The following is a 24,566-nucleotide window of genomic DNA, read 5'->3' on the forward strand; positions in this document are numbered from 1 at the left end:
GATCCAAGCTAGCCCATGGCCCTAAACCGCGACGGCTCGTCCCCGCTATTCTCGCCCTCCGTCGCGGGCACCTTGCGTCTGATCGTCTACATGGCGCTGGCTTGCGTACTGATGGTGCTCGATCACCGCAACGGCTGGATGAGCCACCTGCGCGAGGGTGGCTCTGCGATTATCGAGCCGGTTTACCGCCTGGCAGCGCTCCCCTCCGATGCTTTCCGGGCCGCGTCCGTGGCCTTCGCGGACCGCAAGTTGCTGACCGAGGCCAACCAGCGCCTGCGCGAAAATCTCCTGCTGGCCAATGCCAAGCTCAACCGCATGGCCTCGGTGGCCGAACAGAATGAACGCCTGAAGGAATTGCTCGACACCCAGCACAGCCTGGGCATCACGGTGCAGCTGGCGCGCCTGATCGATGTCGACCTTGGTGCCTATCGCCACCGGGTCACCTTGAACCTGGGCGCCCGCGATGGCGTTTCCGTGGGCCAGGTGGTGATCGATGCTCGCGGCGTGATGGGGCAGGTGATCGAAGTGATGCCCACTACGTCCACGGCCATGTTGATTACCGACCCCAACCACGCCGTTCCCGTGACCATCGAGCGCACCGGCCTGCGCACGGTGGCTTATGGCTCGCAGGGCGGGGATTCGCTTACCTTGCCGAACATCCCGGTGTCGGCCGATGTTCGCGTGGGCGACAAGCTGGTCACCTCGGGCCTGGGCGGTCGTTTTCCGCCGGGTTTCCCGGTGGGCGAGATCACCGAGTCGGGACAGACCGAATCGGGTATGTTCCTGGCCGCCAGGGCGAAACCTGCCGCCGACATCGCAAGAAGTGATGATGTGCTGCTGTTGCACGACCTTGCCGAGCCCGTGGGACCGCCAGCGGCGGCTTCCGTGGACGGACCGCCAGCGAGCCTTGAAGGTCCCATGGATTCGCCGGCTTCCCCGTCGACTGCCCGGTTGCCGGCTGCCAGGGCAGCCCCGGCGCGTGCTACCACCAGTGGAGGTGCACGATGAGTCGCGCGCGCATCCGCGGCCTTTGGTTCGCCGGCACCTTGCTGGCCTCGCTGCTGCTGATGCTGATCCCGCTGCCGGCCCCGATCCAGCCGCTCAAGCCCTATTGGCCGGCGCTATTCCTGCTGTACTGGTCGCTGGAGTCGTCCGACCGCGTCACCCTGGGCCTGGCCTTCTGTGTCGGTGTGGGGGCCGACATCTTCGACGGCGTGCTACTGGGCGAGCAGGCCCTGCGGCTGACGGCGCTGGTGTTCATTGCGCTGCGTTTTCGTTCGCGATTGCGCTTCTTCCCCATGTGGCAACAGACCCTGGCCGTGCTGGGCCTGTTGATGAATGACCGCGTGCTGTTGTTCCTGGTACGCGTGCTGGGCGGTGAACCGATGCCGCCGGCGGCTTATTGGCTGTCGCCTTTCGTCGGCGCAGCATTCTGGCCCTTTGTGTTCCTGATCCTCGATGACCTGCGTGCGCGCCTGCGCATCCACGAGGCATGAAACTCAAGCGCACCGCATTCAAGGAAAGCCGGGGCGAGGCCGATCTCTTCCGCCGGCGCGCCTTCGCTGGCTTCTTCCTGATCCTGATCGGGCTCTCCGCGCTGATCGGCCGCTATGTGGTGCTGCAGGTGCAGCGCCACGATGAATTCGCCCTGCGCTCGCAGCAGAATTCCATCAAGCCCCGGGCGATTCCGCCGGCGCGTGGCCTGATCTACGACCGCAACGGCGTGTTGCTGGCTGACAACGTGCCCGCGTTCCGCCTGGAGGCCACGCCCGACCAGGTGCCGGACATGGACAAGATGCTCGCCACCATCGGGTCGGTGGTGCCGTTGAGCGAAGAGGACATCGAGACCTTCCGCAAGCAGGTAAAGCAAAGCCGTCGATTCGATGGTGTGCCGCTGAAGCTGAAGATGACCGAGGATGAGATCGCCCGCTTCGCGATCAACCAGTGGCGGTTCCCTGGTGTGGACATCGTGCCTTACCTCACCCGGCGCTACCCGCTGGGCGAACACATGGCGCATGTGATCGGTTATGTCAGCCGGATCGATGCCGACGACGTGGCCCGGCTCGACCCCACCCGCTACAAGGGCACCACCCACGTGGGGCGCATCGGCATCGAGCGCAGCTACGAAGACCTGCTGCATGGCACGCCCGGCTATGAACTGGTGGAAGTGAACGCCGATGGCCGCGTGCAGCAGGTGCTGGAAACCCATGCGCCCACGCCGGGCAAGAACATCTACCTTTCCATCGACGTGCGCCTGCAGAAGGCGGCAGAGGATGCGTTCAACGGCCGCCTGGGCGCCGCCGTGGCGATCGATCCGCGCAATGGCCAGGTACTGGCCTTCGTCAGCGTGCCCAGCTTCGATCCTAACCTCTTCGTCAACGGAATCAGCAGCCAGGATTACCACTCGCTGATGACCTCCGAAGACAAGCCGCTATACAACCGCGCGTTGCGCGGCGTGTATCCACCCGGTTCCACCGTGAAGCCTTTCATTGCCCTGGCGGGCCTGGAATATGGCGTCAGGCGCCCAAGCGACACCGTGCTGTCCACGGGTGAGTTCTGTATCCCGGGGCAGTCGCGCTGCTATCGCGACGACAAGCAGGGCGGCGATGGCACCGTGAACATGGTGCGGGCGATTGAACTGTCCACCAATACCTACTTCTACCGGTTGGCGATGGACCTGGGTATTGACCGCTTCTCGACCTTCCTGCGCAAGTTCAGTTTTGGCGAGAAGACAGGTATCGACCTGGTGGGTGAGGTACCGGGCATCCTGCCGTCGCGGGAGTGGAAGGCGACGCGCAGCAAGGATGGCTGGTATCCCGGCGAAACCATCATCGCCGGCATCGGCCAGGGCTACTGGGCGGTGACCGCATTGCAGCTGGCCCATGCCACCGCCACCATTGCGGGCAAGGGCATTCCCTACACGCCACACCTGTTGCTGCGCACGCAGGATGGCGTGGATGCGAAGCCCGTGGACGTGCCGTGGAACCCCAGCGGCCCGTCGATCATCACCAAACCGGCGAACTGGGACGTCATCAACCAAGGCATGACGGCGGTGATCAATGGCGTGGGCACGGGCAAGGGCCTGGGCATAGGTTTCCCCTACGTCATTGCCGGCAAATCGGGCACGGCCGAGCGTTTCTCCCGTACCACCAATGCCTATGACACCCGCAAGAGCACGGCCTATCTCGCCACGCGTCATCGCGCCCTGTTCATCGCCTTCACGCCAGCGGAAGATCCCAAGATCGCCGTGGCGGTGATCCTGGAGGCTGGCGCGTGGGGCGCGAAGGACTCCGGCCCCATCGCGCGCAAGATATTGGACCAGTGGGTGGTCGATGAGGGCGGCGAACGTCCCGCCCCACCTTCGTCCAGCGCCTTGCCCCCACCAGCGCCGGCCGTGCCGCCGCCGACGCAGGAACCGGCCGATCCCAGCGAGCTGGCCCCGGCCGATGCCGCCAGCACCGAGGACACGCCATGATTGATACCTTCGCCATCCGCATGCAGCGCTTCGCGCGGCGGGTGTTGCGCCGGCCGCGTGTGGATCTTCCGTTGATCGGTGCGCTTATCGTGCTGGGCGGCGTCGGGCTGGCCACGCTCTACAGCGCCGGTGGCGGCAACATGGGACTGGTGATCGGGCAGGCGGCGCGTTTCGCGCTGGGCGGCCTGTTGATCCTGGTGATCTCGCGTGTTCCGCCACCGGTGCTGCGCTCATGGACGCCCTGGCTGTACATCGGCAGCACCGGCCTGCTGGTGGTAGTGGCGGTGCTGGGCGAGGGCAGGGGTGCCTATCGCTGGCTGGACCTGGGCGTGATGCGTTTCCAGCCGTCGGAATTGTTGAAGCTGACCATGCCGATGATGGTGGCCTGGTACCTGCATCCGCGGCAGCTGCCGCCTTCGTGGAAGGACATCGTGGTGGTCGGCATGCTGATTGTCGTCCCGGCTGCCCTGATTGCCGAGCAGCCGGACCTCGGCACGGCGCTGCTGGTGGCCGCTGCCGGCGCCTTCGCCCTGTTCCTGTCCGGCATGGCCTGGTGGCGCATCGGTATGCTGGTAGGCGCCGTCGGCGGGATGATCCCGGTGGCCTGGCATTTCCTGCACGAATACCAGCGCAACCGCGTGCGCACACTGCTGGATCCTGAATCGGACCCCCTGGGGAACGGCTGGCACATCATCCAGTCGCAGATCGCGGTGGGTTCAGGCGGCCTGTTCGGCAAGGGCTGGCAGCAAAGCACGCAGTCGCGCCTGGAATTCCTGCCCGAACACACCACCGACTTCATCTTCGCCGTTTTCTCCGAAGAATTCGGCCTGGTCGGGGTGATCGGCATCGTGCTGCTATATGCGTTCATCATCGGCCGCTGCCTGTGGATTGCCATGAACGCGCGAGACACCTACTCGCGCCTGCTTGCCGGCGCGATTGCCATGAGTTTCTTCGTCTACGTATTCGTCAACGGTGGCATGGTGGCCGGCATGCTGCCCGTGGTGGGCGTGCCGATGCCGCTGGTGAGTTACGGCGGCACTTCGGCGGTATCGTTGCTCACGGGCTTCGGCGTATTGATGTCGATCCACGCCAACCAGAAAATACACACCTAGCTGTCCAGGGGTGACGGCGTGCGTGTCGACCTGCAATCATGCGGGCGGCAATTGCGTGCCGGATTGGTTACCCTCTAACGATATGCTCAAGTCGCTGATGTTGTGTTTCTGCCTGGCAGCGTGCGCGTTGCCATCCGGCGTCGCCCGCGCTGAAACCCACCCCGGCGAAGCGGCACTGGTGCGCGAAGTGGCCAGGGCCACGGGCAAAAGCCCCAAGGCACTCACCGCCATCCTGGACAAGGCGAAGATGCAGCAAAGCATCATCGATGCGATGAACCGCCCGGCCGAAGCCAAGCCCTGGCGTGATTACCGCCCGATCTTCATGACCGACAAGCGCATCGGCGAGGGCGTGGCGTTCTATCGTGCCAACCGTGTGCTGGTGGACGACACGGCGCGCAAGTACGGGGTGGCACCGGAAATCATCGTGGCGATCGTGGGCGTTGAAACCAGCTACGGCAAGGTGCTGGGCAAGTACAAGGTGATCGACGCGCTGGTCACCCTGGCCTTCTACTACCCCAAGCGGGCGCCGTTCTTCCGTGAGCAGCTCAAGGCCCTGTTGATGCTGCCGGACAATCATCTTGCCGGCCCCATCGATACCCTTGTGGGTTCCTATGCCGGCGCCCAGGGCTGGGGCCAGTTCATGCCCACCTCGATCCGGGACTGGGGCGTGGATGCCGATGGCAACGGGCATATCGACATGCGTCATTCCTTACCCGATATCCTCGCCAGCGTGGCCAACTATTTTGCCAAACACGGTTGGGAAGCCGGCGGCCCGGTGGCGATGCGTGCGCAGCCCGATGGATCGCCTGAACTTCCCGAGATCAACGATTTCGTACCGCGCTGGAGCCTGGAACAGTTCATGGCCTGGGGCTTTGCGCCGTTGCAGCATACCGACCCAGGCCGCGAAGCCACTGTGGTACGCCTCGACGGCCCCATGGGCGATGAATACTGGTTCACATTCAATAACTTCCTGGTCATTACCAAGTACAACCGCAGCCCGCTGTACGCCATGGCGGTAAACCAGCTGGCGCAGGCCATTGCCACGCAGGTGCGTGGATCTACCGTCCTGCAATGATTGCCGCGCGTCGAACCGACTCCCCGATGGCACGGCCGTGGCGCCGGCTGGCCATGTTGTGCCTGATCGCAGGCCTGGTGGCGCTGCTGGCCGCCTGCGGTGGTTCGAGGACACGGTCGTCAAAGGGATCGACATCGCGGGGCAATGTGGGCTCGCCGGCGCGCCGCGGCGGGGTCAACGACGACACCAGCCGTTCGCAAAGCTCCCGCTACGGGGTGGACAACGACAGCGTTCCCAACGACAACCTCGATGTCAGCAAGCTGGTAGAGCCCACCCCGCGCAGTGAGCCGCGCTCGCTCTACGGCAACAAGAGCCCCTATAGCGTGCTGGGCAAGTCCTACACGGTGCTACCCAATGCCAGCGGCTACGACGAGCGTGGCATCGCATCGTTCTATGGTTCGAAATTCCACGGGTACAAGACCTCGAACTTCGAGAACTACGACATGTACCAGTTCACCGCGGCACATAAGACATTGCCGCTACCCAGTTATGCCAGGGTGACCAACCTGGAGAACGGCAAGACGGTCGTGGTCAGGATCAACGATCGCGGCCCGTTCCACGAGAACCGCATCATCGATCTTTCCTATGCCGCGGCGGTGAAGATCGGCGTCTGGCCCAAGGGCACGGGACTGGTGGAAGTTCGTGCGATCGACCCGGACCATCCGGATGCGCCTGGCACGCTGGTGTCCTCGAGCGCGGCGTCCTCGTCGGCTTCACGTGCCGTTTCGTCGCCGGCACCCACGCGTCCATCGTCGTTGATCGCTACCGGCCCCGCCGTCGCTGGCGTCGTGTCGCGCCCAGCCCGGGCCGCGACCACCGCCCCGCAAGCCAGCTCGCGCGTCGCCTTCCAGCCCCCCGCCAGCACCAGCCCCGGCGACGCGGCCAGCGCTGCCATCGTTCCGCCACCGATGCGCCCGGTCACCGCCCCCTCGGCGGGCGATATTGCCTCCGCTAGTATCGCGTCGGCGCTGCCGCCGGAACCCTCAGGCCCGCCTGCGGTCCCAACCGTCAATCCCAAACCGAAAATCTACCTGCAAGTGGGCGCTTTCTCCGATCTTGCCAATGCCTCGCGTGTGGCCGACCAGCTCACCAGGGCAGGCCTTGGGCCGGTGAGCGTCATCCAGGGCGATCTCAATGGCCACCCCGTGCGCCGCGTGCGCGTGGGGCCGCTGGCGGACGTCGACACCGCCGACCGCGTGACCGACCAGATTGCAGGCCTTGGCCTGCCCCGACCCTCTGTCGCGGTAGACTGAGCGCTTGGCCTTGAGGCCATGGCACCACTTTAAAGACCTTACCGGACTTAACTTAACGATGAAATTTGCGCCCCGTTCGCTGCTCGCCCTCTCCGCCACGCTGCTCATTGCCGCCGCTGCCGCCCAGACCGCCCCGCCGCGGCCGGTGCCCGTGCCGCGGCCAGTGGTGCCTGAGGCGCCGGTGCCGCCGCCGCCGGAAGTCGACGGCAAGAGCTGGGTGCTGATGGACTACAACACCGGGCAGATCCTCGCCTCGAAGGATCCAGACCTTCAGGTCGAGCCCGCCTCGATCACCAAGATCATGACCGACTACGTGGTGTCGGCGGAAATTGCCAACGGCAAGATCCATATGAACGACCAGGTGACCATCAGCGAGAACGCATGGCGCGGTGGTGGCGCCGGCACCGACGGTTCCACCAGCTTCCTGAAGCTCAACAGCCAGGTCGACCTGAAAGACCTGCTCTACGGCATGATCATCCAGTCGGGCAACGATGCCGCCATTGCGCTGGCCGAGCACACCGCAGGATCCGAGCCCGCCTTCGCCAACCTGATGAATGCGTACGCCAAGCAGATCGGCATGACGCACTCGCAGTTCCAGAACGCTTCGGGCTACCCGATCGCCAATCACTACACCACGGCGCGCGATATCGCCATCCTGTCCCGCGCCCTTGTCCACGACTTCCCCGAGGATTACGCGATCTCCGCGGTGAAGGAATTCGAGTGGAATGGCATCAAGCAGCACAACCGCAACCTGCTGCTGTGGCGCGACAACAACGTCGACGGCATCAAGACCGGCCATACCGCAGCTGCCGGCTACTGCCTGGCCGCATCGTCGAAGGTGGGCGATTCGCGCATGATCGCCATCGTCATGGGCGCCAGCAGCGAAAAAGGCCGTGCCGACGCTGCGCTGGCATTGATGAACTATGGCTTCCGCTTCTACGAATCGCACAAGCTCTACGACCACGCCAAACCGCTGGCTACGCCCAAGCTCTGGAAGGGCGCCGAAAATACCCTGCCGCTGGGCGTTACCGATGACGTGCTAGTTACCGTCAAGCGCGGCGACTACGACAAGCTCAAGGCTGACATGGATGTCCCCGCCACCCTGATCGCCCCCTTCAAGAAGGGACAGCAGGTGGGCACCCTGCGCATCACGCTCGATGGCCAGCCGGTGTCCAGCACGCCGCTGGTTGCACTGGAAGATGCGCCCGAAGGCGGCTTCTTCTCGCGGCTGTGGGACACCATCATGTTGTGGTTCCATAGCGACAAGAAATAAGCGGAGGCAAGGCGATGCAGATCAACGACATCCAACCGGCCGAGGGGCAGGGCTTCCAGTTCCCCGGCGAGTTCGAGATCACCGCGATGGGCAACGCCGCCGCCCACCTGGAGACCCTGGTCCCCGAATTGCTGCAGGGTCTTGGCCTTGAAGTGCTGCATGAAACGGTTTCCTCGCGGCAGTCAAGCGCCGGCACCTACACCTCGGTCACGGTCCGCTTCCTGTGCAAGACCCGGGAAGACTACGACCGCGCCCACGAGGTGCTGCGCGCCCACGAGGAAATTCGTTTCACTCTCTAGCTCCGCGGGGCTTGCGAACGCGGCCCCGAACCCGCAGATTGCCGGCATTGCGTTTAATTCCGGCCTGCCATGTCCCTTCCGCTGAACATCCGTCGGCTCGGCCGCGTCCCGTACGAGGCCAGCTGGAAGGCGATGAGCGCCTTCACCGACAACCGTACCGAAGACACCCCGGATGAACTGTGGCTTCTTGAGCACGATCCGGTGTTTACCCTGGGCCAGGCCGGCAAGATGGAACACGTACTTGCCCCGGGTGATATTCCGGTGGTGCCAGTGGACCGCGGCGGCCAGGTGACTTACCACGGTCCGGGTCAGATCGTGGCCTATCCCATGATCGACCTGCGCCGTTCCGGCGTGGGCGTGCGGGAATTGGTGAACCGCATCGAACAGGCCCTGATCGACACCATGGGCCACTGGAACATCGTGGCCGAGCGGGTAGAGGGCGCCCCCGGGGTGTACGTGGCCGGGGCCAAGGTGGCCGCACTGGGTCTGCGCGTGCGCCGGGGCTGCAGCTTCCACGGCCTGGCCTTCAACGTGAACATGGATCTCTCCCCCTACCACCGCATCAACCCCTGCGGCTACAAGGGCTTGGAGGTCACGCAGGTGCTAGACTTGGGTGGACCGTCGTCCCTCGCGGAAGTGGAAAATACCCTGGTAGAAGAATTCTGCCAGCAGTTTGATTTCCACCCCGTGCAAGCCGATCCCCACCTCCCCGAACTCCCGGCCCGCGTCGCGGTCTGAAAGCCCTAGAGCAGCCATGAGCCAAGTGTCCACGTCCCCCTTGAAGTCCATTCCCATCGCGGTTGTCGACAAGCCCGGCGAAAAAATGCTCGGCAACGACAAGATCGCGCTCAACCGCGCGGGTTTCGATAGCACCGTCCCGACCTTGCGCAAGCCAAGCTGGATCCGTGTGCGCCTGCCGCAGGGCAATGCCGTGCAGCAGCTGAAAGCCCGCCTGCGTGAAAACTCGCTTGTCACCGTGTGCGAGGAAGCCTCATGCCCGAACATCCATGAGTGTTTCTCCAAGGGCACGGCCACATTCATGATCCTGGGGGAGGTCTGCACCCGCCGTTGCTCGTTCTGCGATGTCGCCCATGGCCGCCCGCAGCCGCCCGATCCACTGGAACCGGCGCGCCTGGCCCAGACCATCGCCGACATGCGCCTGCGTTATGTGGTGATCACCTCGGTCGACCGCGACGACCTGCGCGACGGCGGTGCCTCGCACTTCGCTGCCTGCATCCGCGCTACGCGCCATGCCAGCCCGGACATCCGCATCGAGATCCTCACCCCGGATTTCCGCGGCAAGGGCCGCATGGAGCGCGCGCTGGAAGTCCTCAAGGACTACCCGCCGGATGTGTTCAACCACAACCTGGAAACCGTGCCTCACCTCTACCGCGAGGTGCGCCCGGGCGCCGACTACCAGTGGTCGCTGGACCTGCTCAAGCAGTTCAAGGCCCAGCATCCGGATGTGCCCACCAAGTCCGGCATCATGCTGGGCCTGGGTGAAACCCACGAACAGGTGCTCGAGACCATGCGCGATCTACGCGCCCATGACGTCAACATGATCACCATTGGCCAGTACCTGCAGCCGACGGCGCACCACCACCCGGTGGTCCGCTATTGGACGCCGGACGAATTCGAAGCACTGCGCGAGGCCGGCGAGGCGATGGGTTTTGACCATGTCGCCTCCGGACCGCTGGTGCGCTCCTCCTACCATGCCGACCTGCAGGCGCACGCCGCCGGTGTCGTCGAATAAACACACGCAACTCCAGGCGAATCCACTGATATGACTCTCCGCCCCGCGTTCGCCCTGCTGCTGGCCCTGTCGGTCGCCGGCCTCCATGCCCAGGCCGCTCCCCAGGCCAAGCCCGCCAATACGCCGGCCACCCAGGCGCCGGCTGCGAACCAGCAACAGGATGCCTCCGAGGCTGCCACCTCGCCGGTGGCCAAACGCAAGGTTTCCGAGCTTCCGCTGAAGTGGAATCCCACCGAAGCCCAGGCCGCCCAGCTGTCGGCGCGATTCCTTACGCGCTTCCACTACCAGGCCCAGCCGCTCGACGACGCGATGTCGGCGAAGATCTACAAGGCCTACTTCGACGCGCTAGATAGCGAAAAGGTGTTCTTCACCCAGGAAGACATGGCCAAGTTCGAACCGCTGAAAACGCAGTTCGACGATGCGGTGTGGAACCAGGATCTTTCCGCGCCCTTCAGCGTGTTCAACCTGTACCTTACGCGCGCGCTCGACCGCATGAACTATGCGCGCGGCCTGCTGAAGAAGGGCTTCGACTTCAACGGTAACGAGAGCTACAACTACGACCGCAAGAAGGCTGCGTGGCCCAAAGACCAGGCCGAGCTCGACGACCTGTGGCGCCGGCGCACCATGAATGACTGGATGCGCCTGAAGCTCGCCGGCAAGAGCGACGATGAGATTCGCAAGACGCTGGACAAGCGCTACGCGAACTACATCGACCGCGTGCGCCAGCTCGACCAGGAAGACGCCTTCCAGACCTTCATGACGGCCTACGCCGAATCCACCGATCCGCATACGGACTACTTAGGTCCCCGCGCGGCGGAGAATTTCGACATCGCCATGAAGCTCTCGCTTGAGGGCATCGGCGCGGTGCTGCAGGGCCGTGACGACTACACCATGATCCGCGAACTCGTCCCGGCCGGCCCGGCGGCTAAGTCCGGCCAGATATCGGTGGGCGACCGCATCGTTGCCATCGGCCAGGGCACGGCCGGCCCGATGGTGGATGTGGTCGGCTGGCGCCAGGACGACGTGGTGAAGCTGATCCGCGGCAAGAAGGACACCACCGTGCGCCTGGAAGTCCTGCCGGCGGACGTCGGCATGGACGGTAAGCACAAGCTGGTCACCCTGGTACGCAAAAAGGTGACCATGGAAGAACAGGCAGCGAAGAAGAAGATCGTGGAGTGGAAAGATGGTGATGTCGACCACAAGGTCGGCGTGATCGACCTGCCCACGTTCTACCAGGATTTCGGCGCCCGTCGCGAAGGCGACAGCAACTTCAAGAGCGCCACCCGCGACGTCGCCAAGCTCCTTGGTGAACTGAAGGCCGAGAAGGTCGAAGCCGTGGTGGTGGATCTGCGCAACAACGGTGGCGGTTCGCTGTCGGAGGCCAATGAACTCACCGGCCTCTTCATCGACCAGGGCCCGGTGGTGCAGGTGCGCGATGCGCGCGGCCAGGTGGAAGTGCAGGGTGACGACCAGGTCGGCATGAGTTGGGATGGCCCGCTGGCCGTGCTGGTGAACCGCGGCTCGGCCTCGGCGTCGGAGATCTTCGCTGCCGCCATCCAGGACTACGGCCGCGGCCTGATCATCGGCGAGCCCACCTTCGGCAAGGGCACCGTGCAGAACCTGGTGGACCTCGACCGCTTTGGCCAGGCCTCGGAATCGGCCAAGTACGGCGAACTGAAGATGACCATCGCCCAGTTCTTCCGCATCAACGGCGGCAGCACGCAGCTGCGCGGCGTCACGCCGGAGATCCAGTTCCCACAAAACGGCGACGCGAAGGACTTCGGCGAATCAACTTACGACAACGCACTGCCCTGGACACAGATCGCACCGGCCAACTACAAGGCCGTAGCCGACCTGAAGCCCCTGGTGGCGCCGCTGCAGGCAAAGCACGATGCACGCACGGCGAAGTCGCCGGCCTGGAAGCTGATGCTCGATGAGCTCGCCGCGTACCGCAAAGCCCGCGACAAGACCGAAGTCTCGCTCAACTACGCCCAGCGCGAAGTGGAACGGAAGCAGATGGACGCCATGCAGGCCGACTTCCGCGCGCGCCACAAGGCCATCGACGGCGGTACCGGCAAGCCCGGTGACGTCGCCACCGGCAAGGGCAGTGACGACGACGATCCGGCCGACACCGCCGACGATGGCCTGCAAGCGAACGAGCGCAGCCTCAAGAGCGAACTGCAGGCCGAGAAAGACGCCAAGAAAGCCAAGGACCCTCAGCTGGACGAAACCGCCCACATCGTGGCCGACGAAGTCCAGCTGATCAAAGCCGACACGCGCCTGGCAGCCATCGTGCTGCCCTACGCAGGCAAGGGTATGAACACCGACGCCGCAGCACCCCAGCCGCCGTCGCCGACGGCGCAGAATCCGCACTGATCGGACGCCAGGGCGAGCTCGGCTTCGCCATTGCGTTTTGGCACTCGAGCGCCTCGAAAGAGTCGCCGGGTGCCACCCTTGCCGTGACGGCTTCGCCGTCCTGGAGGGGAGGAGAGCCGCTACGCGGCTCATGTTCTATGGCTTCGCCCTCCAGGACCGCACAGTCGGGCGGGGTTTTTCGAATCGGCCTTCTGCCTCAGCGAAAAATGCCGGCCATCCATGGCCGGCACCGCTGCGCGGCCTTGTCCGCCCGCCTGCGCTCGGCTGCAGAAGTCGCGGCAAGGGTGGCACCCGGCGACTCTGGGAGCGCTGAGGTTCGTGTAGGGGAAACCTGGCTCGCCGAGAGGCGTGCGCCGTCACTCTACGGCGAAATAATATAGACGGTGTGTATAACCCGACCCGAAGAGTCGAGTTCGATTCCCCAGGCTTCTCCAGCCAAGCTCAAGCGATTGGGGTACCACAATCGTTTTGCACACGGAAGCTCGCACGAACTATGGGCGTACCAGATGAGTTGAGGACCGTCTCTGGTCTCAATGTCGGTCGGTGTACCCATGGCTTCGATGATTTCTGTTTCGGTATTTCCGATCTTCACCCGCTCAAACCCCCAGGTTCTGTATTTCGATATCGCACCACAAGAGGCGAGGTAGAGAACTGGAACCAAAACGAAGATGCTGGCCACAACGGATGATATTTTGAGTTTCATCATCTTTTCCGCTGGAAGGCTGGCAAAAGGTTCAGGAGTTGGGTTGGGATCGGACCACCCTTTGGCACGAAGAACTGTTGCGCACCAGGAAGGTTGCCCGTATCCCGAGACAATCCACCGGGAAAGGGACTGCCCTTCGTAGCTATACGACCCGCGCTCAACGCACCACTGGTGCGTACGGCGCAATTGTCGAAGAAACCTACGCTATTCATTCCGGGATGTGCGGCGTAGTAAGCGAGCATTTGATCATCTTGGATGACGATGGAATGAAAGTCACCAGTTGGTTGCGTTTTTGAACCTCCTTCTGCAAGTACGCCTGTACGTCACTACCGAGCGGCGTGCCGTTTCCATAAGAGAACACGCCAGCACCTGTTACTGCGTTAGCTACATGCCCGAAGATATTAAAACTACCCGTGATATGTCCGCCAGCAATGACCAGTGCGTCAAGACCTGACGGATCAATGCTGTTGAGCGCATCGCCGGTAGCATAAGTGTATGTATTCAGCCCTCCCTGAAGCCCGATCGGATCGCTCTGCACGTACCGGCCCGACTTTGGATCGTAATCTCGAAAGTAGTTGTAGTTCATGCCGGTCGCCGCGTCGTAACGCTGGCCCGGAAAGCGTATGTCAAACACGAAACGGACGCCGTCGCCATCCGGGCCCTCGTTGGGCGCGTCATTGCCGAAGGCCTCACCGTGGGCATTCCACGTCCACACGGCGCGTTTTGACGTGCGATCGATCACCGCCCGCGGCGTACCCAGGTGGTCGGGGCGGATGTCGTAGACGGTGCCATTGGCGAGCAGCGCGATCGGGAGATCGTCGAGCCAGATCACCTGTTGCTTGGCGTGGCCCTGTGCATCGTAGTCACCGATCCAGTGGCCGGCATCGTCGTACAGGCTGACGGTGCTGCCTGTTTCATCCGTGCGCAGCACGCGTTCGCCGCGGCCGTTGTAGGAGTAGCGGGCAAGGCTCAGCACGCCGACGGTGACGTCGGTCAGCCGGCCTTGCGCGTTGTAGCTGAACTGGCGGTTTTCGGTGGCGACGGTGTGGCCAGCTTCGTCATAACGGCGTTCGTCGGTGCCGATGGCCAGGAGGCGATGGCTGTCGGCGGGGTAGGTGTAGTCGACCGTGCCAGCGGGGCCGGTATAGCTCAGGCGGTTGCCGGTGGCATCCCACAGGTAGGCGTGTGTGACCTTGTAGTTCACCTGAGCGTTGGCGAGGCGGCCGATGCCGTCGTAACGCCACGCTTCAAGCTTACCAAAGCAATCATGGCCGCATTTTCGGCTTCTACGAATAACGCTCAGCGCGTTCTTCAGTCGCGACCGCACAGCGAATTTACGACGGCAAGATGAGCAAAAACAACGATAGACCAGATAACAAATGGGATGCTGATACACCAGAATATTGCGTGTGAATAACTTAATTGATGTCTCATCCAAGGACCGTAAGCTCAGCTAAAACTCAAAAAAATAGCGGGAACGCGACCCCAAAAAAATAGTTTTTGATAGCCTAGATAGTCGGCAATGGAGCCTCCTTAAAAATAATTCAATGGGGAAAATCCATACCGGTATAAAGTCGCGCCAGTGCATTCGAGCAGTTTTTAGTAATGCCGGATTCTGGAAATTGCCCACGAATGTTGCTCGTCGGTTTGTGATTGAGCGGACATATCAACAAATTAAACGTTAATTGGCTACGACCCCTTATTTCGAACGATCCCCCTCCGCTTCAATAAGAAGTTTCAGAATGTGCTCGTTGTTTTTTCTCTTCGCTAACAAAACAAGGTCTTCGCACGTATCGCATTCGTTGTGAACCCTAGCGCCAGATTTAAGAAGGGTGGCTACAACATCCTCGTGGCTATAATAAATAGCCCAAAATAACGGCGAATTTCCGCCGCCTTCAAGCCGATTGGCAGAAGCTCCTTCCTCAAGAAGCAGATTCACAACATCTATTTTTCCAATCCTTGCCGATACAGTTAACGCAGTCCAGCCATCATTCAGGTACTCATCCTTTGCTTCTGGATGAGCAGCGACAATTTTTTTTACGCCGTTAATATCACCTGCGTTAACGCGCTCGAATAAGTCCGCGCGAAAGTTATCAGCGCTGGAACAGCCTGCTGCTAAAAGCACGACCAAGATCGGGGCGAACATATGCATCAGCCACCTGGATTGAATTGATTTAAGCCGCCCGGAATTGATGTCGATCCCGTTGGGATATTGATGACACTCCCTCCAAGGGCTTGACGCCAAAATTCGGCTTGGCCGGCGACATCAGATGGGAAAGATGGGCCGATTGTGTAGTTCACCTGAGCGTTGGCGAGGCGGCCGATACCGTCGTAACGCCACGCGGTGGCGGTGCCGCCGCCGGTCAGCTGGGTGAGCTGGCTACGGGCGTTGTGGCCTGTTACCTGATCGTCAGTCCACTGCTTTGGCGTAGGATCGAAGTCGAACACAGACGTTTATCAGATGTATCAAGCGTTCGTGACGATGATCGCTACGATAAAACACAGCGCCCAAATCGCACCGATAGAGATGACCATACTGCTGCGGAGCTGAAGCCCTTGACGAGTCAGGACACGATCAATGAAGAGAGCCGCCAAAGGATTTCCCAACGTAAGCTTTTCGTACTCCATGGTGCCCTTTTCTGCATATCGCTTTCCCCCCAAGAGGAATCGCGTAAAAAAAAGAGATATGCATAAGAACGTTAATAAAACGGATCCAAGGAAAAAATAAATGATCATTATCTATACCACTGTCTTGTAGGCCTAAACAGCGACGGCCGTTTACTAAGGCTGGGGCTGCTGAGCCGCTCCAATTGCGGCTGCTCGATTCAGGGACTGCCATACCATTGACTTGACATCTGACACACCAAAGGTCTGGGTCTTAGTTGTTGAAAAGGATCCGGCGCCTGGAAGGCCAACGGCAGACCAGCCGGCCGTCCATGACTTCTTCCCATCAGGACTCGATGCACGCGTGGCGGGGATTAGACCTGCCGTGGGCCTACTTGTCTGTCATCCTGTCAGGGGGAAGTTTTCTCAAATGTGTGGTCATCCCCGCAGATAGGTTGTCGCTGCACAGCGCGCTATTCCGAGAGCAGTGACAAGAACCAGCCCGGAGGTTCTCAACGCATATCAGCCGCTCGCCGTTCTTCATCGACATCGTGCCATCGGCAGATCGGTGGCTGCGACAAGTTGAGCATCGTTGGATGTTCGTGCCGGTGGAACTTTAAGACCATTCGCATAGACTCTTCGCGCGATAACCGGGATCATTCACGGGTTGCCGGGGTACTGGCAACCGGGTATCGAAACCCGAACGAAGTCGGGCCCCGCAGCATCGTCTGCGGGGCTCGGGTTTTCCGTCTTGCGGCGGGCGACCAGGCGGGCGCAAGCCCGGCCGTCTTCGTTCGGTTTCGATCCTGGCTCGCCCGCCACCCCACCCATAAGCGGGTTTAAAGCCTACGAGCCATGGGGCGAATGGACACGCTCGGCACGCGTAAGTAGCTTGGGTCAATGATCGCCTGGCGACGTTGGCTCCAGCGAGGGTGCAACGCCTGGTTTGTTCATTCGCCCGATCCGTTCTGGCTCCCGCAAGCGAGCACGGTTGCTTGCTCACGCCGCCGAAACCTAGTTCATCGTCATCGCGTCTTCTGGCCGCATAAGTCGCACGCAAATTCCATTGGGCGTGCGGGCTTCAACGAATTGCTGGCTCTTCATGGTTGGAGGGCCTTCAGCTCCAGCAAGCACGCCACATCGATGTCGCTCTACGTGCAAGTAACCGGCACGTGCCATGCACCTTCGCCGGCTGCCCCTCAGCGTGACATCTGGAGCCCCACCCGGCCGTGCGGTCCCGGCGGGGCGAAGCCATAAGACACTAGCCGCGCAGCGGCTCTCCCTCCCCGTCGGGACGGCGAAGCCCGTCGCGCTGAGGGGCAGCCGGCGAAGGCGCATCGCGACGTGTCAACACATCGCTGCACAATGCGATGGCGTCAGCCGAGCCGTCGTACTTACCTCAGCCGTCAATCAACTCGCCGCACCAACCGCCACGAACCTCATCGCCACGGCGTTCATGCAGTACCGCAGGCCAGTCGGGCGTGGGCCGTCGTCGAACACGTGGCCCAGGTGCGCATCGCAGCGGGCGCACGATATGGCGGTGCGCTCTTCGAACAGGCTGGTGTCGCTGCTTTGCACGACGTTCCGTTTGGAGATGGGTTGCCAGAAGCTGGGCCAGCCGGTGCCTGAATCGAACTTGGTGGCGGAGTCGTACAGTGCCGTGTCGCAACAGATGCAGCGGTACAAGCCATTGTCGTGGCGGTCCCAGCCTGGGCCGGTGTAAGGCCGTTCGGTGCCTTCGTGGCGCGTGACTTCCCAGGAGAGCGGCGAGAGCTTCGCTTTCCAGGCTTCGTCGGTCATCACCACCTTCGGCTCCACGCAGGTGCCGAGGGGTTTCTTGTCCGGGCCGAAGCAGTCCAGGGTGACGTTGGCCGGCTTGCCGCTGGGCGGGGCGCCTGACGGCGCCGGGGCGGGCGACAGGGCGTCGGCCAGGAGGCGGCCGACGGGCAGGGCGGCCAAGGCGGTGAAGGCGGCAGCGGCGCCGAGGAAGCGGCGGCGGGGGTTGGATGGCATGGGTGTTCTCCATTGACTTACTCAAGAGACCGCCTGATCGGCAAAGCCATTGCGCAGCGACGTGCCTTCGTTCAGCCTGATGCCATGAGCGCTCAAATATCCCCGTCGCGCGTGGTGCTTGATACCAACGTCTGCCTGGATCTGTTCTTCTTTCGCGATCCGCGCTGCCAGGTTCTGGCCCAGGCGTTGGCCGAAGGCCGTGTGCAGGCTGTATCCCGGGCCGATTGCCATGCTGAGTGGCTGCGCGTGCTTACCTACCCGGATCTGCCGATCACCGACGCAGGGCGTCAGCAGGCGATGGCGGCCTACGATGGTCGCCTGTCGTTCCCCGCCCTGGAGGACAAAGCCGGCACAGCCTTGCCTCGCTGCCGCGATCCGGACGACCAGATGTTCCTGGAAGTAGCGCTGGCGGCGGGTGCGAGCGCACTGGTGACCAAGGACAACGAACTGCTGCGGCTGGCTTCGCGCTGTCCATGGTTCGCCATCGTGCTGCCGGAAGCATGGCAACCCTAGGGGACTTTCGACCGGGTCAAATCCGGGGAAAAAGCCTTTGGCATCAATTTTGTATGGCTAGCGAAACATTGTCGTAACGCAGCGCGCGCGAGGAGGGCGGATGCGGGACTACCTGATCGTCTTTGCCGTGCTGGTGCTTCATGCTGTTTCCGTGCGCGTGGCGCCGGAGATCGGCATGGCCCTGTCGTACTTCTTTTTTGGAGCCTTCGGCGTGGCCGCGGGTGTCGCTGCCGTGCACCGTGGCCTGACCTCAGGGCGGCGGGTGGATGCGCGTTGGCTGGCGATGGCCCTGACCATGGCGTTGTGGCTGTGCGGCGTGGCGTTGTCGGCCCGGCAAAGCTATGTGCTGGACAACGCCAACCCCGCGCCCGGCGACAGCATGTTCTTCTACATCATCTACGTGGTGCCGGCGCTGGTGGCGCTGTCATCCTCGCCGGTGGCCGCGCGCAAGCGATGGGCGCTGGGCATCGACCTGGTACTGGCCAGCATGCTGGCGACCCTGTTCTATGTACGGGTGTTTACCCTGGTGACGATGGAAGGTGCGGCGGGCCGGCCGGAGGCTGAGGCCATCGCCGCCATGCTGGATTTTGAGAATATCTTCCTGGCCGTGATCGCCATCGTGCGTTTGCTCGCTTCCGAGCGTCAGCGCGAAGCGTCGTTCTATCGCGCCGCCTCGATATTCTTCGTCAGCTACACGGTTGTCGTGGGTTACTACAACCATTTCGTTGCGCTGGGCGATTACCCCGATTTTGGATCGTCGTGGGACATCTTGCTCGATATCCCCTTTGCGGCTTGGCTACTGGCGGCCCGGCGCGGGGAAGGCCATGGCCGCGTTCGCTGGCGGCCGCCGGTGTTCCTGGTGCGCTTCGTGCAAAGCGGTAGCCCGGTTTTCATGGCCATGAGCGTGCTTGCGCTGGGACTGATGGTGATGCGTCATCACCCGGGGCTGGGCGTAGCCGCCTGCGCCGCCGCGGTACTGGGCATAGGCCTGCGCAGCACGCTGACCCAGGTGAGCCTGGTGGAAGTGGAATCGCGCCTGACCGCGCGGCAGGCCACCCTGGAGGGCCTGGCCTACCGTGACGGCCTTACCGAGCTTGCCAATCGCCGCGCGCTGGACGCCACCTTGCTCACCGAATGGCATCGCACCGTCGAGCGCAATGAACCGGTTGCCCTGCTGATGATCGATATCGATTTCTTCAAGCAGTTCAATGACCGCTATGGGCACGTGGAAGGCGACGAGTGCCTGCGCCGTGTCGCATCGGCCCTCGCCGGACGCATCGGCCGTGGCGAGGATTTCCTGGCCCGTTATGGCGGCGAGGAATTCGCACTCGTCGCACCATCAACCACCCTGGCCGGGGCCCATCAGCTGGCGCACGCATTGCGCGAAGCCGTGCAATCGATGGGCATTCGAAATGAAGGAAGCCCTTACGGCATGGTCACCGTAAGCATCGGCGTGGCCGTGGGCGTGGAGTCGCCCGAGGCGGGGCCGTTGAGCCTGCTTCAGGCGGCGGACAACGCGCTGTACCGCGCCAAGGCCAGCGGCCGCAACGCGGTGGCCAGCGCCGCCTAGCCCGCCTGCATCCGCGCGCGTTCTTCCAGGGTGCGCACGGCGCCGGGAATACCCGTGGCGTCGGCGACTTCCACCATCCGGCCGGCATCGCCGATGGAAGCATCCGCTTCGTGTGCCCAGGTGACGTGGTAGGGCATGTATACGCCCCAGCCACCGAGCGCCACCACCGGTGCGATGTCCGAGCGCAGGGAATTTCCGACCATGGCGAAACGCCCAGGCGGGAGGTTGAACTCGCCCAGCACACGCGCGTAGGCGCGGTTATCCTTCTCTGAGACGATCTCGATGCGATGGAAGAGGTCGGCGAGCTTCGAGTGGGCCACCTTATGTTCCTGGTGGAAGAGATCGCCCTTGGTGATCAGCACAATGCGATGGCCCTGCGCAACGGCCTCCACCGCCTGGCGGATACCTGGAAGCAGTTCCACCGGATGGTCCAGGACATCCTTGCCCAGTGCCACGATGCGGTGGATGTCGCGTGCGCTGATGCGCTCGCCGGTGACCTGCACGGCGGCCTCGATCATCGACAGCGTCATGCCCTTCGCGCCATAGCCGAAGCGCGCCATGTTGGCTTGTTCGATGGCCAGCAGACGCTCGTGCAGGCGAAGATCCGTGAGGTCCACATACTCGCCCACGATGGCCTCGAACGCGCCACTGGCGATCTCGAAGTATTCCTGGCTGCGCCACAAGGTGTCGTCGCCGTCGAAACCGACCAGTTCAATCATTTCTTACCTTCCTTCCACCAGCCGGGCGTTACGATACTCCTCCGCCCTGGCCGGAGCTTTGATGATGCTCACCCCTGTCGACGTGCATTGCCCCTACTGCGGCGAACCGCTGGAATTGCTGGTCGATGCCAGTGAGGACGGCCAACATTACATCGAGGACTGCCAGGTCTGCTGCCGTCCGATCAACGTCACCGTCACCGTGGATGGCGAGGGCGACATCGGGGTGGATGTGCGCAGCGAGAACGAGGGCTAGGTTTTCTTTCCGGCGCGCCGCAGCGCGGTCCTGCCCAGCACGGCCAGGTCGCTCTCGCCATCACCCACCGCCACGGTTTCAAGCAATGCATCGTGCACCACGCTTGCCAACGGCATGGGCACCTTGGCGGCGCCCGCCGCAGCCAGCGCCAGGCGCAGGTCTTTGTGTGCCAGCCGCGCGGAGAACGCCGCCGGCGTATAGGATGCCTTGGCGATGCGGTCACCGTAGCCTTCGTACACGGGACCCGGGAACACGGTGCCTGTGATCAGTTCGATGAATGCCGCCGGTTCCAGTCCATGTGCGCCAGCGAGCGCGGACGCTTCGGCGGTGGCTTCGATGGCGGCGCCCAGCATGAAATTCACCGCCAGCTTGACCGCATTTGCACGCGAGGGCACGTCGCCCAGGTGCCAGGTCTTCTGGCCGATGGCATCGAGCAGGGGTTGCACATGGGCAAGCGTCTTCGCATTGCCGCCGATAAGAATATTGAGCTTGCCGGCGGCGGCGACGTCGGGACGGCCCAGTACCGGCGCTGCGAGGTAAGCCACGCCTTGTGCCTGGTGCGCCCGGGCCATCTCATCGGCCAATGCCACCGACACCGTGGCCATGTTGATATGGACCAGGCCGTCCGATGCCTGCGCCAGGGCACCGGACGCGACGATGGCTTCGCGCACCGCGTCGTCGTCGGCCAGCATCGAGAAAACAGCGTCGCCGGCGAAGGCGGCCGCGGCGGAGCTGACCACCGTGGCGCCGGCACGGCCTGCCTCCTGTGCAGGTCCCGGCGATCGATTCCATACGCGCACCGTGTGGCCGGCCTTCACCAGGTTGGCCACGATCGCCTGGCCCATGTTGCCCAGGCCGATGAATCCGACGTCCATCACGATTCTCCTTCAAGGAAATAACAATCCATGCATCATGCGCCGCCGGGCGTAGCGGCGGCGTATGGGCAAGTTCCTTCGGTATCGATGGGCTACCATCGCATCGTCCACGCATACACCCACGGAGCTTCAAGGAACATGTTCGATCACGATTGGCTCGGTTACGGCATCGTCGGGGCACTGGAAATCGGCGCCATTGCGTTTCTCGTCGGCTTCGTGCTGTATGGGGTGCTGCAGGCGATCAAGCGCAACGCCAATCACGGTGTGTTAATGGGCTGGTCGTGGCTAGTGTCCACCGCGCTGGTGGGCGCGGTGGACTTCAAGGACATCTTCTACTTCAATTTCTCCAGGTTCCAGTCGATCCAGCTGTTGCGCCTGCAACTGGCCGAAGTACACGATCCCGACGCCATCGGGCTACGCTGTTTTTTTGTGATGTTGGGTGCGATCGTGGGAGTCGGGCTGGCGTGGCTGATCTTCAGCGTGGCTTTTTGGCGTCGCCGAGGCGATGGCTGAACATCCACGGCCATAGGTCCGGTTCGTCGTAGGCCGGTACCCATGACCCATGTCCTACGCCGGGGTATTCGGTGTACCGGACTTCATGATGGATATTTTCAAGCGCCTGGTGCATCTGGCGCGATTGCTCCACTGGCACCGAGCCGTCGGCCGAACCGTGGAAAATCCATACCGGCGTAGGGCCCATATGCGAGGCCACCCAGGCGAAGGCGTCAGCATTTTCGCGCCGGTCGTAGACCTGCAGGAGGGCATCGACGTTCTGCGGTTGGATACCACCGCAGATCACCGCCGCCGCGGCGAACGTGGATGGGTATTGCACCAGGAATTCCCAGGCACCGTAGCCGCCCATCGACAGGCCCGTCAGGTAGATCCGCTTGCGGTCTCCGTCGACGGCCTTGATGGTGTCTTCCAGCGCTTTCATGGCGGCATCAGCGGTGTCGCCACGCCAAAGCGTGTGTTCCGGCGCCTGCGGGATCACCACTACGCCTTCGAAGCCCGGATGCCTGGCCAGCCAAGGCGGCAGGCCCTGGCTCATCTGTTTCTGGTTGTCGTTGCCGCGCTCGCCTGAGCCGTGCAGGAACAGCACCACCGGCGGGTGCGCCGCGGTTTTGTGATCGGGCGTGTATACCTGGTAAGGATAGCTGTGGCCGTTTACCGTGACCGTGTGCTGGCTGAAAGCCGCATGCGCAGGGGTCGTGGCAAGGCCAAGCACACAAGCCAGTGCAGCCATCGTGGGGGTATGCATGGTCGACACCTTCAAAGGATGGGGTCGAACAAGCGTGCCACGTGCATGGCCACGCGGGAAAGATACCGCGTTCGGGCATAGTCGGCGGGAAGGACCTCCACCGCCTGCGCGAAGTCGTCCGCCAGCATGGCTTCCACTTCACCTGCGAAGGCCGTATCCACGGTAAGCGCGGCGATCTCGAAATTCAGCCGGAACGAGCGATTGTCCAGGTTCATGCTGCCGATCACCGCGGTGTCGTCATCCACCAGCATCACCTTCTGGTGTACGAACCCGGGTTGGTAACGGAACATGCGGATGCCCGCCTGTACCGCCTCGTGGGTGTGGAAGCGCGAGGACAGGAACACCGTGCGGTGATCGGGGCGGCAGGGGATCAGGACGCGCACATCCACGCCCCGGTAAACGGCCAGCTGCAGGGCGGCCAGTACCGATGGATCGGGCACGAAATAGGGCGTGGACAACCACAGCCGGGTACGTGCGACGGCAATGGCCTGGGTGAAGAACAGCGAGCAGCTTTCCTGCAGGTCGGCAGGGCCCGTGGCCGCAATCAGCACCGCGGCGCTGCCCTCGCCGTCCGGCGGCGGCCGGAAGGGCGGTACTTCGCCCGTTACCCAGTACCAGTCTTCGGCGAAGCTGCGTTGCAGTTCGGCCACGGCCGGGCCATCCAGGCGCATGTGGGTATCGCGCCAGGGCGATAGCGGCGGACGTGCGCCGAGGTATTCGTCGCCGGCGTTAAGGCCGCCGACGAAGCCGGTTGCGCCGTCGACCACGACGATCTTGCGGTGATTGCGGAAATTCAACTGGAGGCGGTTGCGCCAGCGCCGCGTCCGGAACGGCCGTACGTCCACACCAGCGGCCTGCAGTGATGCCACGTAACGTTGCGGCAGGTCATGGCTGCCGATGCTGTCGTAGAGCAGCTGCACCGTCACACCGGCCGCCGCACGCTCCACCAGCGCATCGCGTAGCCGTCTGCCCAGATGGTCGTCGTGGATGATGAAGAACTGCACCAGTACGTAATGCCTGGCCTCGGCGATAGCCGCGAACATGGCGGCGAACGCCGCTTCGCCATTGATCAGCAGCTGCGTGCGATGGCCGCCGCTGATGTGCGATGCCAGCATGCGCGAGATCGGTTCGAAGCGCGGATGCTCCCCGGCATGGCGGCGCAGGTAGTCTTCGCGCTGCGGCCAACTGCGGTTGTCGTGTTGTTGCCGGCTGCGCATGCGCAACAGCCGATGCATGTCGACGTAACCTGCGAAGTGGCTGCTGCCCAGGAACAGGTAGGGCACCAGCGTGAAATAGGGCAGCAGCACCAGGCCAAGCACCCAGGCGAAGGCACCCTGGGGCGTGCGTGTGTGCATCACCGCATGCATCGCCGCGCCGATGCCCGCCACGTGCAGGCACAAGGCCACCAGGGTGAGTACCGTGGCCAGCATCGCGTGCCGGCC

General features: G+C 63.0%; 24 protein-coding genes. 15 read left to right on the forward strand and 9 right to left on the reverse strand.

All coding sequences use genetic code 11. The features are described 5' to 3' along the window. Positions 1–15: 15 nt before the first annotated feature. The 11 genes from mreC to VGM61_RS07325 all read left to right on the forward strand — a co-directional run bounded on the left by mreC (position 16) and on the right by VGM61_RS07325 (position 12,616). Positions 16–1,008, forward strand: a complete 993-nt coding sequence (gene mreC, locus VGM61_RS07275; RefSeq protein ID WP_331522093.1) for a rod shape-determining protein MreC — start codon at positions 16–18, stop codon at positions 1,006–1,008. Beyond that, entirely contained in the window at positions 1,005–1,496 is a 492-nt protein-coding gene (gene mreD, locus VGM61_RS07280) for a rod shape-determining protein MreD (protein ID WP_331522094.1), read from the forward strand. Before mreC ends, mreD begins: the two co-directional genes overlap by 4 nt. Continuing rightward, positions 1,493–3,475 (forward strand): penicillin-binding protein 2, encoded by a 1,983-nt coding sequence (gene mrdA, locus VGM61_RS07285; RefSeq protein WP_331522095.1) that lies wholly within the window; start codon positions 1,493–1,495, stop codon positions 3,473–3,475. Before mreD ends, mrdA begins: the two co-directional genes overlap by 4 nt. Further along, positions 3,472–4,587: a rod shape-determining protein RodA gene (rodA, locus tag VGM61_RS07290; protein ID WP_331522096.1), complete on the forward strand. Its 1,116-nt coding sequence runs from the start codon at positions 3,472–3,474 to the stop codon at positions 4,585–4,587. Before mrdA ends, rodA begins: the two co-directional genes overlap by 4 nt. 82 nt (positions 4,588–4,669) lie before the next feature. After that, positions 4,670–5,662: a lytic murein transglycosylase B gene (gene mltB, locus VGM61_RS07295; RefSeq protein WP_414694814.1), complete on the forward strand. Its 993-nt coding sequence runs from the start codon at positions 4,670–4,672 to the stop codon at positions 5,660–5,662. A 26-nt stretch (positions 5,663–5,688) separates the two neighbouring features. Next, entirely contained in the window at positions 5,689–6,915 is a 1,227-nt protein-coding gene (locus VGM61_RS07300) for a septal ring lytic transglycosylase RlpA family protein (protein WP_331522097.1), read from the forward strand. Positions 6,916–6,973: 58 nt separating this feature from the next. Next, entirely contained in the window at positions 6,974–8,188 is a 1,215-nt protein-coding gene (locus VGM61_RS07305) for a D-alanyl-D-alanine carboxypeptidase family protein (RefSeq protein WP_331522098.1), read from the forward strand. Between the two features lie 14 nt (positions 8,189–8,202). Continuing rightward, on the forward strand, positions 8,203–8,487 hold the full coding sequence (locus VGM61_RS07310; protein ID WP_331522099.1) for a DUF493 family protein: 285 nt from the start codon (positions 8,203–8,205) through the stop codon (positions 8,485–8,487). A 69-nt stretch (positions 8,488–8,556) separates the two neighbouring features. After that, on the forward strand, positions 8,557–9,225 hold the full coding sequence (gene lipB / locus VGM61_RS07315) for a lipoyl(octanoyl) transferase LipB (protein ID WP_331522100.1): 669 nt from the start codon (positions 8,557–8,559) through the stop codon (positions 9,223–9,225). Between the two features lie 16 nt (positions 9,226–9,241). Then, entirely contained in the window at positions 9,242–10,240 is a 999-nt protein-coding gene (lipA, locus tag VGM61_RS07320; RefSeq protein WP_331522101.1) for a lipoyl synthase, read from the forward strand. Positions 10,241–10,270: 30 nt separating this feature from the next. Further along, complete coding sequence (locus VGM61_RS07325) at positions 10,271–12,616, forward strand: carboxy terminal-processing peptidase (protein WP_331522102.1); 2,346 nt, start codon at positions 10,271–10,273, stop codon at positions 12,614–12,616. Positions 12,617–13,527: 911 nt separating this feature from the next. Here the strand turns inward: VGM61_RS07325 and VGM61_RS07330 are convergent. The 5 genes from VGM61_RS07330 to msrB form a co-directional block, all read right to left on the reverse strand. After that, positions 13,528–14,715 carry an RHS repeat-associated core domain-containing protein gene (locus VGM61_RS07330; RefSeq protein ID WP_331522103.1) on the reverse strand — a complete coding sequence of 396 codons (1,188 nt, stop codon included), beginning with the start codon at positions 14,713–14,715 and terminating at the stop codon, positions 13,528–13,530. A gap of 303 nt (positions 14,716–15,018) precedes the next feature. Continuing rightward, positions 15,019–15,471: an ankyrin repeat domain-containing protein gene (locus tag VGM61_RS07335; protein ID WP_331522105.1), complete on the reverse strand. Its 453-nt coding sequence runs from the start codon at positions 15,469–15,471 to the stop codon at positions 15,019–15,021. After that, positions 15,471–15,767: a hypothetical protein gene (locus tag VGM61_RS07340; protein ID WP_331522106.1), complete on the reverse strand. Its 297-nt coding sequence runs from the start codon at positions 15,765–15,767 to the stop codon at positions 15,471–15,473. The genes VGM61_RS07335 and VGM61_RS07340 overlap by 1 nt, the downstream gene beginning before the upstream one ends. 18 nt (positions 15,768–15,785) lie before the next feature. Beyond that, positions 15,786–15,947 (reverse strand): hypothetical protein, encoded by a 162-nt coding sequence (locus VGM61_RS07345; protein ID WP_331522107.1) that lies wholly within the window; start codon positions 15,945–15,947, stop codon positions 15,786–15,788. 1,386 nt (positions 15,948–17,333) lie between these two features. Continuing rightward, positions 17,334–17,936 carry a peptide-methionine (R)-S-oxide reductase MsrB gene (msrB, locus tag VGM61_RS07350; RefSeq protein WP_331522108.1) on the reverse strand — a complete coding sequence of 201 codons (603 nt, stop codon included), beginning with the start codon at positions 17,934–17,936 and terminating at the stop codon, positions 17,334–17,336. 84 nt (positions 17,937–18,020) lie between these two features. On the opposite strand from msrB, the gene VGM61_RS07355 reads away from it, so the two are divergent. Further along, positions 18,021–18,449, forward strand: a complete 429-nt coding sequence (locus VGM61_RS07355; protein ID WP_331522109.1) for a putative toxin-antitoxin system toxin component, PIN family — start codon at positions 18,021–18,023, stop codon at positions 18,447–18,449. Positions 18,450–18,549: 100 nt separating this feature from the next. Beyond that, entirely contained in the window at positions 18,550–20,019 is a 1,470-nt protein-coding gene (locus tag VGM61_RS07360) for a GGDEF domain-containing protein (protein WP_331522110.1), read from the forward strand. Here the strand turns inward: VGM61_RS07360 and VGM61_RS07365 are convergent. Then, positions 20,016–20,738, reverse strand: a complete 723-nt coding sequence (locus VGM61_RS07365) for an HAD family hydrolase (RefSeq protein WP_331522111.1) — start codon at positions 20,736–20,738, stop codon at positions 20,016–20,018. The two genes, VGM61_RS07360 and VGM61_RS07365, sit on opposite strands and share 4 nt — an antisense overlap. A gap of 64 nt (positions 20,739–20,802) precedes the next feature. On the opposite strand from VGM61_RS07365, the gene VGM61_RS07370 reads away from it, so the two are divergent. After that, positions 20,803–20,991 (forward strand): CPXCG motif-containing cysteine-rich protein, encoded by a 189-nt coding sequence (locus VGM61_RS07370; protein WP_331522140.1) that lies wholly within the window; start codon positions 20,803–20,805, stop codon positions 20,989–20,991. On the opposite strand, the gene VGM61_RS07375 is transcribed toward VGM61_RS07370, so the two are convergent. After that, positions 20,988–21,866 carry an NAD(P)-dependent oxidoreductase gene (locus VGM61_RS07375; RefSeq protein ID WP_331522112.1) on the reverse strand — a complete coding sequence of 293 codons (879 nt, stop codon included), beginning with the start codon at positions 21,864–21,866 and terminating at the stop codon, positions 20,988–20,990. The two genes, VGM61_RS07370 and VGM61_RS07375, sit on opposite strands and share 4 nt — an antisense overlap. Before the next feature lie 138 nt (positions 21,867–22,004). On the opposite strand from VGM61_RS07375, the gene VGM61_RS07380 reads away from it, so the two are divergent. After that, entirely contained in the window at positions 22,005–22,379 is a 375-nt protein-coding gene (locus VGM61_RS07380) for a hypothetical protein (protein ID WP_331522113.1), read from the forward strand. On the opposite strand, the gene VGM61_RS07385 is transcribed toward VGM61_RS07380, so the two are convergent. Together VGM61_RS07385 and cls are read right to left on the reverse strand one after the other, a co-directional pair. Beyond that, positions 22,342–23,124, reverse strand: a complete 783-nt coding sequence (locus VGM61_RS07385) for a prolyl oligopeptidase family serine peptidase (protein ID WP_331522114.1) — start codon at positions 23,122–23,124, stop codon at positions 22,342–22,344. The genes VGM61_RS07380 and VGM61_RS07385 overlap by 38 nt on opposite strands. 11 nt (positions 23,125–23,135) lie before the next feature. Then, positions 23,136–24,554, reverse strand: a complete 1,419-nt coding sequence (gene cls, locus VGM61_RS07390; RefSeq protein ID WP_331522115.1) for a cardiolipin synthase — start codon at positions 24,552–24,554, stop codon at positions 23,136–23,138. Positions 24,555–24,566: the final 12 nt, after the last annotated feature.

The sequence above is a fragment of the Pinirhizobacter sp. genome (assembly GCF_036499745.1).
In the GTDB taxonomy this organism is placed as follows: Bacteria; Pseudomonadota; Gammaproteobacteria; order Xanthomonadales; family Rhodanobacteraceae; genus Pinirhizobacter.